Here is a 12,566-nt window from a genome sequence, read left to right on the forward strand (position 1 = left end):
GTCAAGAACGGAACCCGCTCATGGATATGCCCGAAACCCCAGCACCAAGCCGCCTGCAACAGTCGTTCGCGCAGCTGCGCGACGACCTGCAGCAATGCATCATCGGCCAGCCGCACCTGATCGACTGCCTGCTGGTGGCCTTGCTGGCCGACGGCCACCTGCTGGTCGAGGGTGCGCCGGGCCTGGCCAAGACCACCGCAGTGAAGGCGCTGGCGGCGCGCATCGAGGCGGATTTCCACCGCGTGCAGTTTACCCCCGACCTGCTGCCGGCCGACCTCACCGGCACCGACGTGTTCCGCCCGCAATCCGGCAGCTTCGAGTTCGAGCGCGGCCCACTGTTCCACAACATCGTCCTGGCCGACGAGATCAACCGTGCTCCGGCCAAGGTGCAGTCCGCGTTGCTGGAGGCGATGGCCGAGCAGCAGATCACCGTCGGCCGCCGCACCTGGCCGCTGCCCGAGCTGTTCATGGTGATGGCGACGCAGAACCCGATCGAGCAGGAAGGCACGTTCGCCCTGCCGGAGGCCCAGCTCGACCGCTTTCTGATGCATGTGACGATCGGCTATCCGGATGCGGTCGCCGAACTGGCGATACTCAAGTTGGCGCGTGAGCAGGCCAGTCGTCGCGCGCATCCCGTTGCCAAGCCACCGGCGTTGCTCAGCCAGACCGACGTGTTCGCCGCGCGCGATGCGGCGATGGCGGTGCACATGGCGCCGGCGCTGGAGGAGTACCTGACCCAGCTGGTGCTGGCCACCCGCGATGCCGGCCGCTACGGGCCGGAACTGAAGCGCTGGATCGCCTGGGGTGGCAGCCCGCGCGCCACCATCGCGCTGGACCGCTGTTCGCGTGCGCACGCGTGGCTGGCCGGTCGCGATTACGTGCTGCCGGAAGACGTGCACGCGATCGCCCACGAAGTGCTGCGGCATCGCGTGCTGCTCAGCTACGAGGCGGAGGCCGAGGGCGTGCGGCCGGACCAGGTGATCGCTCGTCTGCTGGATCTCGTGCCGCTGCCGTGAACGCCGTCGCTTCACATCGCGCGGACGGCGACGGCCGCAGCCGGGTTGCGCTGGCCGAGCTGATTGCGCTGCGTGCGCGGGTCGGCCGCGTACGCATGGCGCCGCTGCTCAGCCGTGCCGCGCGCAGCGGCCAGCAGTCCAGCCGTCTATACGGCCGTGGCATGGACTACGCCGAGTCGCGCGTCTACCAGGCCGGCGACGACGTGCGTCGGCTCGACTGGCGGCTCACCGCGCGCAGCGGCAAGCTGCACACCAAACTGTTCCAGGAAGATCGCGAAGGCTGCCTGCTGATCCTGCTCGATACCCATGCCAGCATGCGTTTCGGCACGCGGGCGCGCTTCAAGTCGGTGCAGGCGGCGCGCGCCGCCGCCGCCGCCGCGTGGTACGCGGTGCGCGCCGGCGAGCGGGTCGGGGTGATGGCGTTTGGCCACGCCGATCAGTTGCTGCGGCCGCAGGCCGGGTCGCGCGGTGCCCTGGCGGTGTGCGGCGCGCTGGCCGAGTGGGATGCACAGGCCGCGTCCGATCGCCTCGAGCCGTTGTCCGATGCGCTGGCCCGCGCCAGCCGCGTGCTGCATGGTGCCAGCCGCGTGCTGCTGGTCAGCGACGGATTCAGCTGTGACGCGTCGGCGCGACAGCGCTTGCTCGACCTGGGCCGGCATGCCGGGGTCAGCGTGCTGGTGGTGGCCGATGCGCTGGAACTGGCACCGGCCCCACCGGGACGCTATCCGCTGGAACATGCCGGCGAACGTTGCGAAGTGTTGTTGCAGTCCGAGCGTCAGCGCAGCGATTTCCAGCGTGCGCTGGGTGCCGGCCCGGCCCGGCTGGGTGAGCTGGCGCAATCGCTGGGCTTGCGCTGGAACAGCATCGACACCACCGCCGATGCGTTCGACGCGGTCAGCGGCCTGCTTGGCGCGCGGAGGCCGGCGCGATGATGCCGTCGTCCGCCCAGCCCGCGTCGTTGCCCGGTCCGCCATTGCGCGATATCCACCTGCCGCCCGAGCCGTTCTGGTGGCCGCCGGCGCCGGGCTGGTGGACGCTGGCCGTGCTACTGTTGGCGCTGCTGCTGGCCGGCATCTGGTGGTGGCGACGGCAGCGCCGCACGCTTCGTCAACGCCGACAGGTGCTCGGCGAACTCGATCGACTCGCACAGCAGCATCGGCACGACGGCGATGGGCTTGCGTTGGCGAGTGCGCTGCACCAGTTGCTCCGACGAGTGGCGCGCCAACATGATGCGCAGGCCACGCGACAACGCGGCGACGCCTGGCGGCAGACGCTGATGCGGGTGCCGGTCGATGCCGCCACGCTGCAGCAACTGCTGGCGCTGGACCAGCAGATCTATCGACCCCCCGCATCGTTCGACCATGCAGCCAGCGTGGCGGCCGTGCGGGCGTGGCTGCGGCTGGCGTTGAAGCCGGCGAGCTGGAAGCCGGCCGCGATGGAGCACGCCGATGGCTGAGTTCGCCTGGCCCTGGGTGATCGTGCTGCTGCCGCTGCCGTGGCTGCTGCGCCGCTGGCTGCGTCCGGCCGCGCCCGGGCAGGCGCTGCATCTGCCGCAGCCGGGTGTGCGATTGGCTACCGTCGCCAGCAGCCGCGCGCATGGCACCACACCGTGGCTGCTGGCGCTGGCCTGGTTGTGCCTGCTGGCCGCGGCGGCGCGGCCGCAATGGGTGGGGCCGCCGCAGGCGCAGCAGCGCAGCGGGCGCGCCCTGCTGCTGGCGGTGGACCTGTCCGGCAGCATGCGCACCGGCGACATGCAGCTGGCCGGCCAGGACGTCAGCCGCTTCGGCGCGGTCGAGGCGATCGCCGGCGATTTCATCAGCCGTCGCAGCGGCGACGAGATGGGGCTGATCCTGTTCGGCAGCCAGGCCTTCCTGGTGACGCCGCTGACCTACGACCTCAGTGCAGTGCGCGCGCAGCTGCAGGGCGCGGCGGTGGGACTGGCCGGCACCGAAACGGCGATCGGCGACGCCATCGCGGTGGCGGTGAAGCGGCTGGCCGCGCTGCCCGAGCAGGCGCGCGTGCTGGTGCTGCTCACCGACGGCGTCAACAACGCCGGCAGCATCGCGCCGCGCGATGCGGCGCGCGCGGCGAAGGCGGCCGGCGTGCGCATCTACACCATCGGCATCGGCGCCACGCGCATGCGCATCCCCGGTTTCTTCGGCAGCCAGCTGGTCAATCCCTCGGCCGACCTCGATGCGGACATGCTCACCGACATCGCCACGCAGACCGGCGGGCGCTTCTTCCGCGCCACCGACAGCGGCGAGCTGGCCGATGCGTATCGCGCGATCGACGCGCTGGAACCGATGCCGCAGCACGGCCCCAGCCTGCGTCCGCGGCATGAGCTGTTCCGCTGGCCGTTGCTGGCCGCGATCGCGCTGCTGTTGCTGGTGATCGTGCCGCGCCGCTTCACGCGCACGCGGAGGTTGCTCGCATGAGCGAGCTGCTGCAGCAATTCCATTTCCTGCGGCCGTGGTGGCTGGCTGCGCTGCTGTTGTTGCCGCCGCTGGGTTGGCTCGGCGTGCGCCGCAACGTGGCGCAGGTGGAGCTGTCGCGGCTGGTCGACGCCGAGTTGCTGCCGCATCTGTTGCGCGGGCGTGCCGGCAACCGCAGCCTGCCGCTGTGGCTGTTCGCGCTGGGCTGGACGCTGTGCGCGCTGGCGCTGGCCGGGCCGACCTGGAGCCGCGTCGAGCAGCCGCTGTACGCCAGCCGCGCGGCGCAGGTGGTGGCGATCTCGCTGTCGCAGCGCATGCTGGCGCGCGACGTGGCGCCGAGCCGGCTCGACCGCACGCGCTACAAGGCGCGCGACCTGCTGCACGCCAACCAGGATGGGCTCAACGCGCTGGTCGGCTACGCCGGCGAGGCCTTCGTGGTGGCGCCGCTGACCTCCGATGCGCACAGCCTCGACGACCTGCTCGAGGCGATGGCGCCGGACACCATGCCGGTGGACGGCGACAACGCGGCGGCGGCGATCGAGCGCGGCGTGGCGCTGATCCAAGGCGGCAAGGTCAGCGGCGGTTCGCTGGTGCTGATCACCGACCAGGCCGATGCCGCGGCCGCGGCTGCGGCGCGCAAGGCGAACGCCACCGGTGTGCGAGTGTCGGTGCTTGGCGTAGGTACGCCGCAGGGCGGGCCGGTGCCGTTGCCCGATGGCGGCTTCGTGCGCGATGCGCAGGGCGGCATGCTGCTGGCCCGTCGCGACGATGCCGCGCTCGCTGCGCTGGCCGCGGCCGGCGGCGGTCGCTACGTGGCGATGAGCGCGGACCAGCGCGACGTCGACGCGCTGCATGCGCAACTGCGCAGCGCGAAGGCCACGCTGGCCGACGGGCAGGTCGGCGACGCCTGGCAGGATCGCGGCGCGTGGCTGCTGCTGCCGTTGCTGCTGGTCGTGGCGCTGGCGTTCCGCCGCGGCTGGCTGCTGTTGCTGCCGCTGGTCGTACTGCCGTTATGGCCGGGTGCGGCCGAAGCGACGACGTGGCACGACCTGTGGCAGCGCCGCGACCAGCAGGCTGCCCAGGCCTTGCATGCGGGCGACGCGAAGCAGGCGCAACAGCTCGCGCGCGATCCCGCCTGGCGGGGCGCGGCGGCGTATCGCGCCGGCGACTACGCTGCCGCGGCGCAGGCCTTGCAACAGGCGCCCGGCGGCGACGCGGCGTACAACCTCGGCAACACGCTGGCGAAGCAGGGCGCGTACCAGAAGGCGCTTGCGGCTTACGATCATGCGCTGCAGCTCGACCCGGCCAACGCCGACGCGAAGGCGAACCGCCAGGCGGTCGAGGACTGGCTGCGCCAGCAACAGCAGCCGTCGGACCAGAAGGAACACGAGGGCCACGGCGGCAAGCAAAACCAGTCGTCGCAGGGCGAGCAGGGCAAGAGCGGCAAGCAGGATGCGAAGGATCAGTCATCCGCAGCGAACGACGCCGAGCCATCCGACCAGCCGGGCCGTGATGGCAAGTCGCAGGCGCAGGATCAGTCCGGCAAGAACGCATCGCAGCAGGGCAAGTCCGAGCAGGGTGGCGCCGATCAGCCCAAACCGCAGACCACACAGCAGCAGGCAGAGCAGCAGGCGCAGGCGGAACAGGCGCAACAGGCATTGAAGCAGCAGATGGACGCCGCGCTGGCAAAGCCGGGCGAGAGCAAGGCCGAGCACCAACTCGGCGCGCTGGCCAAGGACGATCCGCAGGCGAAGCTGCCGGCCGACCTGCGCCACGCCCTGCAGCGCGTGCCGGACGACCCCGGCGCCCTGCTGCGGCGCAAGTTCGAACTGGAATACCAGCAGCGCCACGGCGGCGCACCGAGCGAGGATGGACAGCCGTGATGTTTCGACATGTCGTATGCAGTTGTTTGCTGATGCTGGCGCTGATCCCGGCGCTGGCCAGTGCGGTCGAGGTGACCGCCACGCTGGATCGCGACCACGTGCAACTGGGCGAGACGGTGACGCTCAACGTGCGCGTCCAGGGCGACACCGGCGGCGTCGCCGCGCCCGACCTGCGCGCGCTGAGCCAGGACTTCCAGTTGCTCGGCACTTCGCAGAACAACAGCCTCAGCGTGATCAACGGCCAGGCCAGCTCCGAACTGACCTTCGGCGTGGCATTGCGTCCGCGCCACGTCGGCGTGCTGCAGATTCCCGCCCTGAGCGTGGCCGGCAGCCGCACCGCGCCGCTGCAGCTCACCGTGACGGCGCCGGATCCGGCCACGGCCGCCACCACGCAGCGCGACGTCTTCATGGAATCGCAGATCGAGCCGGCGCACGGCTACGTCGGCCAGCAGCTGACCTACGTGGTGCGCCTGTACTACGCCAACCGCATCGGCGGCGACGCGCCGCAACCACCGCAGGTCGACGGCGTGGAAGTCAGCGCGCTCGGCAAGGGCCTGAACTACGACGCCGAGCGCGGCGGCCGTACCTATCACGTGCTGGAACAGCGCTACGCGCTGATCCCGCAGCACGCCGGCCAGGTCGAGATTCCCCCGGTGGATTTCCAGGGCGAGGCCGCCGACCCGCGCGATCCCAACAGCTTCTTCGGCGCCACCGTGCCGGTCAGTGCCAGCGCACCGGCGCAGACGATCACGGTGAAACCGGCGCCCGCCGACTGGGGCGGCAGCGCGTGGCTGCCGGCACGCCAGCTGAGCCTGAGCCTGGACGGCTGGCCCACCGCGCAGAATGCGCCGCCACGGGTCGGCCAACCGCTCAACCTCACCATGAACCTGCAGGCCAGCGGGCTGTCGTACGAGGCGCTGCCGGCGCTGAGCCTGCCGCCGCTGGACGGCGCCACGGTGTATCCGGACAAGCCGGTCACCGGCAACCGCCAGGACGGCCAGTGGATCATCGGCCGGCGCCAGCAGTCGTTCGCGATCGTGCCCGAACGCGCCGGCACGCTGACCATTCCCGCCACCACACTGAAGTGGTGGAACGTGCTGACCGACAAGTTGGAAGTGGCGCAGATCCCGGCGCACAGCGTCAGCGTGCTGCCGGCGATCAGTGCGGCGGCCACGCCGCCGCCCGCCGCACCGGCGGCGGTGCACGGCGCCGCGGCCGCGCCAGCCGGCACCGCCGCCGCGCCAGCCTCCACGCCATGGCGCTGGATCGCGCTGGCCAGCCTCGGCCTGTGGCTGCTCAGCGCGCTGGCCTGGTGGCTGTGGCGGCGTCGCCGGCGCGCGTCGTCGGTGACGCCGGCGGCGGCGCGCACCTCGGTGCGCAGTGGCCAGCTGGCCTTCCTCGCCGCGGCGCGCGGCAGCGATCCGGCCGCGCAGGCGCGCACCCTGCTGGCATGGGCGCGCGCGGAGCGGCCGGCGATCCAGCACCTGGGCGAACTGGCCACGGCACTGGACGACGCGGCGCAGCGCGCCGTCATCGACGCCTTGCAGCAGCTCCGCTACGCCGACACAGCGCCGCCGGACGCCGGGGCGAACCTGGCCGAGGCGTTCAAGCGCGGCTTCGCCTGGCGTGCCACGGCGGTGGCCAGCGAGGACTCCGGGTTGCCGCCGCTGTATCCGTTCAAGCTGCACTGAGCGGCTTGCGCTGCGGGGGCGCTGCCTCGCCTGGTCGGGGCGGTGTCCGCCTACGGCGCCAGCGCCTGCTGAAACACCGCGCGCATGGCGTCGCTGAAGCAGCACAGCGTCACCTCGATGTCGTCGTCCGCAGCAGCCAGCGCGTCGCGCAAGGTGGCCACCGCCACCGCGGCGGCCTGCGCGGCGGGGTAGCCGTAGACGCCGCAGCTGATCGCCGGAAACGCGATCGTGCGCAGCGCCCGTTCGCGCAGCAGGCGCAGCGCGTTGCGGTGGCAACGCGCCAGCAATTCGGCTTCGCCCTCGTCGCCGCCGTGCCAGACTGGCCCCACCGTGTGGATCACCCAGCGCGCGGGCAGCGCGAAGCCGGGCGTGATGCGCGCCTCGCCGATGGGGCAGCGCACGCCGGGAGCGATCTCCGGCAACGCGCGGCAGGCCTTGAGCAGGGCCGGGCCGGCGGTGCGGTGGATCGCGCCGTCCACGCCGCCGCCGCCGAGCAGGCCGGAGTTGGCCGCGTTGACGATGGCGTCCGGCGCCAGGCGAGTGATGTCGGCATGAATGACTTTGATGGGCATGGATCGACGGCTTACCTTATGCTTCGGGCAGGCATTGGCGCGGCGGAGCGGCAACGGATCATGGCGAAAACGGAAGACCTTTCCTTCGGCTACCTGCTCAGCGACGTGACCTTGCTGTTCCGCAAGCACTTCGACCGGCGCGCGGTGAAATTCGGCCTGACCCGCGCGCAGTGGCGTGCGACCAAGGTGTTGTACCACCGCGAAGGCCTGCGGCAAACCGAGCTGGCCGAGTTTCTGGAAATGGAGCCCATTGCGGTGGGCCGGGTGATCGACCGCCTGCAGGCGGCAGGCTTCGTCGAGCGCCGGCCGGATCCGAAAGACCGGCGCGCCTGGCGGCTGTACGTCACCGAGCAGGCGCGCGTGATCGTGGGCGACATGGAGATCATCGCGCGCGAGCTGCGCAAGGATGCCACCCGCGGCATCGACCACGACGAGCTGCAGCAGGCGCTGGCGGTGATCGGCCGGATCAAGGACAACCTGCTGGCGCTGGAGCAGGGCGACGGCACGTCCTGAGGCGCGCCTGCGGCGGTGCTGGCCAGTGCCATCGGTCGGGGGCCTGCGCAGCGGAAATCGCGGCATAGTGGCGCTTGGTGCGTCTCGCGCCGGGTCAACCCGAAGCCGCTGGGCGCGTTGTCACGGGCTTGGTGCGTGCTCATCCGCCTGGCGGTTCCCCGACCGCATCAACCCGCATCGCCACCGCGCGTGGCGCGAAGATCGAGAAGCTCTCGCGCATGTCCTGGAAAAAAATCGCCCTCGTCGTGGCCGCCTTGCTGGCGGTCGCCCTGGCCATGCACTTCAGCCGCGGCCGCGGCGACAGCAGCAAGGCCGCCAGGGCACCGGCCGCGGTGCCGGTCGAGGTGGCCAGCGCCACCCGGGGCGACGTCGAGCTGTCGCTGAAGCTGGTCGGCCGGGTCGAGGCCTGGTCGACGGTGAGCCTGCGCGCGCGGGTCTCCGGCCAGCTCCAGTCGCTGTCGTTCACGCCCGGCGCGCTGGTGCGCAAGGGCAGCATGCTGGCGCAGATCGACCCGCGGTTGCTGCGAGCGCAGCTGGACCAGGCACGCGGCAGCGTGGCGCGCGACCTGGCACTGCTGCAGAAGGCGCAGGCCGACCAGCGGCGCTACGCCGACATGCTGGGCAAGGGCTTCGTCTCGAAGGCGGACTACGACCTGTACCAAGCCAACCTGGCGGTGGCCCGCGCCACCCTGCAGAGCGACCGTGCCGCGCAGGAACTGGCGCAGACCCAGCTCGACTACGCGCGCATCGTCGCCCCGTTCGACGGCATCACTGGCGCGCCGCTGGTCTGGCCTGGCGCGCAGATCAGTGCCGACAGCACCGACATCGTGGTGCTCAACCAGGTCGAGCCGGTGCGCGTGGCGTTCAACATTCCCGAGGACAGCCTGCCCGCCGTGCGCGCCGCGCTGGCCAGCGGCGCGGTCGCTGTGCAGGTGACCGTTTCCGGCGACAAGGGCACGCCGCTGGCCGGCACGCTGGAATTCATCGACAACGCAGTCGACGCCACCACCGGCACGATCGTGCTGAAGGCGCGCTTCGACAACGCCGGGCATCGGCTCACCCCCGGCCAGTTCGTGCAGGTGAGCCTGCCCACCACGCGCCTGGCCAACGTGGTCAGCGTGCCGGTGCATGCGCTGCAAAGTTCCAGCGGCGGCAATTTCGTGTTCGTGCTCGGCGCCGACGGCAAGGTGCGGCAGCGCTTCGTCACCCCCGGGCCGACCAGCGGCGGCCGTACCGTCATCGACAAGGGCCTGAAGGCCGGCGAGCAGGTGGTCACCGAAGGCCAGATGCTGCTGGTCGACGGCAGTGCCGCCGTCGTCAAGGGGTGATCGGATGAATATCCCCGAGCTCTGCATCCGCCGCCCGGTGATGACCACGCTGCTGATGACGGCGCTGCTGGTGTTCGGTATCGTCGCCTATCCGCAGCTGCCGGTGAACGAGCTGCCGAACGTCGATTTCCCCACCATCAGCATCAGTGCCAGCCTGCCCGGCGCCTCGCCGGAGACGATGGCCTCGGCGGTGGCCACGCCACTGGAGGGGCGACTGTCGGCCATCGCCGGGATCAGCTCGATGAGCTCGACCAGCGCGCTGGGCTCCACCTCGATCACGCTGAGCTTCGAGCTGGACCGCAACATCGACGCGGCGGCGCAGGACGTGCAGGCGGCGATTTCCTCGGCGCTGCGCCAGCTGCCGCGGGAGATGAGCACGCCGCCCACGTTCCGCAAGGTGAACCCGGCCGACGCGGCGATCCTGTACCTGGCGATGAGCTCCTCCACGCTGCCGCTGACCCAGGTCGACGAGTACGCCGAGACCGAGCTGGCGCAGCAGCTGTCGATGATCGACGGCGTGGCCCAGGTGAACGTGTATGGCTCGCAGAAGTACGCGGTGCGGATCGGCGTGGACCCGGACCGGCTGGCCGCGGCCGGCATCGGCATCGACCAGGTGCAGAGCGCGATCGCCGACGCCAACGTCAACCAGTCCACCGGCTCGCTGTACGGCAGGCGCCAGCAGTTGCCGATACGCAGCGACGGCCAGCTGCTGCGCGCGGCCGCCTACAACGACGTGGTGGTGGCGTACCGCAACGGCGCACCGGTGCACGTGGGCGACATCGGGCGCGCGCGCGACAGCGTGCAGAACGACCAGCGCAGCAGCTCGTACAACGGCAAACAGGCGATCGTACTGGCGATCCAGCGCCAGCCCGGCGCGAACACGGTGGCCACGGTGGACCGGATCAAGGCAGTGCTGCCCGGCTTCCGTGCCGGGCTGCCGCCGTCGATCACGCTGGACACGCTGTACGACCGCTCGCAGTCGATCCGCGAATCGGTCGACGACGTGCAGTTCACTCTGCTGCTGGCCGGCGCGCTGGTGGTGTTCGTGATCTACCTGTTCCTCGGCAACCTGTCCGCCACGCTGATCCCGGCGGTGGCGCTGCCGATCTCGGTGCTCGGCACGTTCGGTGTGATGTATGCGCTGGGCTACAGCCTGGACAATCTCTCGCTGCTGGCGCTGACCCTGGCGGTCGGCTTCGTGGTGGACGACGCGATCGTGATGCTGGAGAACATCGTGCGCCACATGGAGGCGGGCGTGCCGCCGTACCAGGCGGCGCTGAAGGGCGCCGGCGAGGTCGGCTTCACCATTTTCTCGATGACGCTGTCGCTGATCGCGGTGTTCATCCCGGTGATGTTCATGGGCGGCATCGTGGGCCGGCTGTTCCATGAATTCGCGGTGGTGATCAGCGTGGCGATCCTGATCTCCGGCATCGTCGCGATCACGCTGACGCCGATGCTGTGCAGCCGCTTCGTCAAGGCGCACGGCCATGGCGACTCTGACAAGAGCAGGAAAAACTGGCTGATCGCCGGCTTCGACCGCGGCTTCGCCGCCGTGCAGCGTGGCTACGCGGACAGCCTGCACTGGTGCATGGAGCGCCCGCGCCTGGTGCTGGCCGGTTTCGGGCTGAGCCTGCTGGCCACCGCGCTGCTGTTCTACGCGACGCCGAAGGATTTCATTCCGGCCGGCGACAACGGCCAGCTGCGCGTCAACACGGAAGGGCCGGAGGATGTGTCGTTCGAGGGCATGCTGGCGCGCCAGCAGCAGCTGGTCGACATCGTGGCGAAGGACCCGAACATCGCCGGCTACATGTCCACCGTGGGCGCCGGCGGCCCGCGCGCCACCATCAACAACGGCTCGATCCTGCTGCTGCTGAAGCCGGCGCACCAGCGCAAGCTCGGCCCGGACGGCATCATCCAGGAGCTGCGGCCGAAGCTGGCGTCGGTGGCGGGCATCCGCAGCTATATCCAGAACACGCCGGCGATCCAGATCGGCGGGCGCCAGTCCAAGGCGCAATACCAGTACACGCTGCAGTCGGTGAGCCTCGACCAGTTGTACGAGTGGAGCGGCAAGGTGACCCGCGCGTTCGCCGCGCTGCCGGGCTTCGAGGACGTCACCAACGACCTCGACCTCAACAGCCCGTCGATCATGGTCAAGGTCGACCGCGCCAAGCTGGCGCCGCTGGGCTTGACCATGGCGCAGGTGCAGACCGCGCTGGGCATTGGCTTCGGCCAGAACCAGGTTTCCACCATCTACGGTTCGGCCACGCAGTACTGGGTGATCCTGCAGGTCGAACGCAAGCTGCAGGACGACCCGGCGGTGCTGTCGCAGCTGTACGTCACCTCAAACCGCGGCAGCCTGGTGCCGCTCAGCGCGGTGGCCAGCTTCAGTCGCGAGCCGCAGGCGCTGACGGTGAACCACCAGGGCCAGCTGCCGGCGGTGACGGTGTCGTTCAACCTGGCGCCCGGCGTGCCGCTCAGCGACGCGGTGGCCAGCATCAACGGCGCGATGGGCAAGCTGGGCCTGCCGGCCACCATCAGCGGCAGCGTGCAGGGCACCGCGCAGGCGTTCCAGCAGTCCATGCAGGGCATGGGCATGCTGTTGCTGCTGGCGGTGTTCGTGATCTACCTGGTGCTGGGCATCCTGTACGAGAGCTTCATCCACCCGCTGACCATCCTGTCCGGCCTGCCGGCGGCGGCGGTCGGCGCGCTGCTGACCCTGGCGATCTTCCACGCCTCGCTGGACCTGTTCGCCTTCGTCGGCATCGTGATGCTGATCGGCATCGTCAAGAAGAACGCGATCATGCTGATCGACTTCGCGCTGGAACGTCAGCGTGAGGAAGGCATGGCGCCGGCGCAGGCGATCGCCGAGGCCTGCCGCGTGCGCTTCCGCCCGATCATGATGACCAGCATGGCGGCGATGGCCGGTACCCTGCCGATCGCGCTGGGCATCGGCGCCGGCGCCGAGGTGCGCCGCTCGCTGGGCCTGGCCGTGGTCGGCGGTCTGGTGTTCTCGCAGATCCTCACGCTGTACCTGACGCCGGTGATCTACATCTACATGGACCAGCTGCAGCAACGCTTCGCGCGATCGGGCCGGGCATTGCCGGCGCGGTAGCTTGCAGCGTTCAGCCGTC

The 12,566-nt window shown here is 70.7% G+C and carries 10 protein-coding genes; 9 read left to right on the forward strand and 1 reads right to left on the reverse strand.

The annotated features are described in order from the left end of the window. Window positions 1–20: 20 nt before the first annotated feature. Genes RHOOR92_RS0108490 through RHOOR92_RS0108515 form a run of 6 tightly spaced genes read left to right on the forward strand, consistent with a single transcriptional unit; the run spans window position 21 to window position 7,022 of the window. Window positions 21–1,016, forward strand: a complete 996-nt coding sequence (locus RHOOR92_RS0108490) for a MoxR family ATPase (RefSeq protein WP_027490042.1) — start codon at window positions 21–23, stop codon at window positions 1,014–1,016. Then, window positions 1,013–1,948, forward strand: coding sequence for a DUF58 domain-containing protein (locus RHOOR92_RS0108495; RefSeq protein WP_027490043.1), 936 nt, complete (start codon window positions 1,013–1,015; stop codon window positions 1,946–1,948). The genes RHOOR92_RS0108490 and RHOOR92_RS0108495 overlap by 4 nt, the downstream gene beginning before the upstream one ends. Further along, complete coding sequence (locus RHOOR92_RS0108500) at window positions 1,945–2,472, forward strand: DUF4381 domain-containing protein (RefSeq protein ID WP_027490044.1); 528 nt, start codon at window positions 1,945–1,947, stop codon at window positions 2,470–2,472. Before RHOOR92_RS0108495 ends, RHOOR92_RS0108500 begins: the two co-directional genes overlap by 4 nt. Beyond that, window positions 2,465–3,451, forward strand: coding sequence for a VWA domain-containing protein (locus RHOOR92_RS0108505; protein WP_007509483.1), 987 nt, complete (start codon window positions 2,465–2,467; stop codon window positions 3,449–3,451). The genes RHOOR92_RS0108500 and RHOOR92_RS0108505 overlap by 8 nt, the downstream gene beginning before the upstream one ends. Beyond that, a complete protein-coding gene (locus RHOOR92_RS0108510) occupies window positions 3,448–5,331 on the forward strand; it encodes a tetratricopeptide repeat protein (protein ID WP_027490045.1) in 1,884 nt (627 codons plus the stop codon). The genes RHOOR92_RS0108505 and RHOOR92_RS0108510 overlap by 4 nt, the downstream gene beginning before the upstream one ends. Window positions 5,332–5,363: 32 nt before the next feature. Next, window positions 5,364–7,022, forward strand: a complete 1,659-nt coding sequence (locus RHOOR92_RS0108515; protein WP_051281167.1) for a BatD family protein — start codon at window positions 5,364–5,366, stop codon at window positions 7,020–7,022. Between the two features lie 50 nt (window positions 7,023–7,072). Here RHOOR92_RS0108515 and RHOOR92_RS0108520 read toward each other — a convergent pair whose 3' ends face one another. Beyond that, complete coding sequence (locus RHOOR92_RS0108520; RefSeq protein WP_007509476.1) at window positions 7,073–7,594, reverse strand: O-acetyl-ADP-ribose deacetylase; 522 nt, start codon at window positions 7,592–7,594, stop codon at window positions 7,073–7,075. A gap of 60 nt (window positions 7,595–7,654) precedes the next feature. Here RHOOR92_RS0108520 and RHOOR92_RS0108525 point away from each other — a divergent pair, with 60 nt between their 5' ends. The 3 genes from RHOOR92_RS0108525 (at window position 7,655) to RHOOR92_RS0108535 (ending at window position 12,547) form a co-directional block, all read left to right on the forward strand. After that, window positions 7,655–8,107 carry a MarR family transcriptional regulator gene (locus RHOOR92_RS0108525; RefSeq protein WP_007509473.1) on the forward strand — a complete coding sequence of 151 codons (453 nt, stop codon included), beginning with the start codon at window positions 7,655–7,657 and terminating at the stop codon, window positions 8,105–8,107. A gap of 218 nt (window positions 8,108–8,325) precedes the next feature. Continuing rightward, entirely contained in the window at window positions 8,326–9,435 is a 1,110-nt protein-coding gene (locus tag RHOOR92_RS0108530; RefSeq protein ID WP_027490047.1) for an efflux RND transporter periplasmic adaptor subunit, read from the forward strand. A 4-nt stretch (window positions 9,436–9,439) separates the two neighbouring features. Next, window positions 9,440–12,547 carry an efflux RND transporter permease subunit gene (locus tag RHOOR92_RS0108535; protein WP_027490048.1) on the forward strand — a complete coding sequence of 1,036 codons (3,108 nt, stop codon included), beginning with the start codon at window positions 9,440–9,442 and terminating at the stop codon, window positions 12,545–12,547. Window positions 12,548–12,566: the final 19 nt, after the last annotated feature.

The organism is Rhodanobacter sp. OR92 (assembly GCF_000427545.1).
Classification (GTDB): Bacteria; Pseudomonadota; Gammaproteobacteria; order Xanthomonadales; family Rhodanobacteraceae; genus Rhodanobacter; species Rhodanobacter denitrificans.